At 61.3% G+C, this 684-nt stretch carries 1 protein-coding gene and 1 pseudogene; one reads left to right on the forward strand and one right to left on the reverse strand.

The window, feature by feature from the left end; all coding sequences use genetic code 11:
* Positions 1-61 precede the first annotated feature (61 nt).
* Positions 62-444, reverse strand: a pseudogene (clpS, locus tag TR36_RS14210) (ATP-dependent Clp protease adapter ClpS).
* Between clpS and TR36_RS16190 the strand changes: the two are divergent.
* On the forward strand, positions 443-684 hold a 242-nt coding region (locus TR36_RS16190), incomplete at its 3' end, for a hypothetical protein (RefSeq protein ID WP_237763608.1). The pseudogene clpS and the gene TR36_RS16190 overlap by 2 nt on opposite strands.

A 684-nucleotide genomic window follows, 5' to 3' on the forward strand; every position in this document is an offset into this window, starting at 1 on the left:
AGGGCGGAAATATCGTCACCGGCATGCGGACCCAATATCGCGATACGCCCCTCGGGCAACGTCAGCGCGCCGGTATCCAGCGCCAGACCAAGCGGGCTGCCCTCATTCTCTTTTCCATCGTGCATTGCAGCGGATGCTGGTGGCGCGGGCGAAATCCATCACCTGCACGACCTTGGTTTCCGCGATTTCATGGCTGAACACGCCCACAACCGCGAGGCCTTTCTTATGCACCGTCAGCATGATCTCGAAGGCCTGTGCATGGGTCAGGCCGAAGAACCGCTCCAGAACATGCACCACAAACTCCATCGGAGTGTAGTCATCATTCAGGATCAGCACTTTGTACATCGGGGGCCGTTGCGTTTTCGGCCGTGTCTTGGTCATAAGGCTGGGATCGTCGCCCGGCTGATCGGGCGGGCCGGCCATGAAATGCGGTCTCGGTGCCATGCGTTGGGCCTTCAAAGGTTCACGTGCGGGGGGCAGGCGGGGCATCTCCTCTCCCGCCTCGATTCTGGCCCAGCTGCTGGACCATGCCAGCTCTATCAGGGCTGCGCTTTCCAGAAATGCCGCCGTAGCGCCACCATGGATGGCGGGCGGGGTTGGAACACCGATAAGCGATGGGGCAAAGGGCAGGGATCGCGGTCAACTCGTCTCCGCGCCGGTCGAATTTGATGCCCAGCACGTTCA

Origin of the sequence: Falsirhodobacter sp. alg1 (assembly GCF_000739715.2) — a bacterium.
GTDB lineage: Bacteria > Pseudomonadota > Alphaproteobacteria > Rhodobacterales > Rhodobacteraceae > Falsirhodobacter.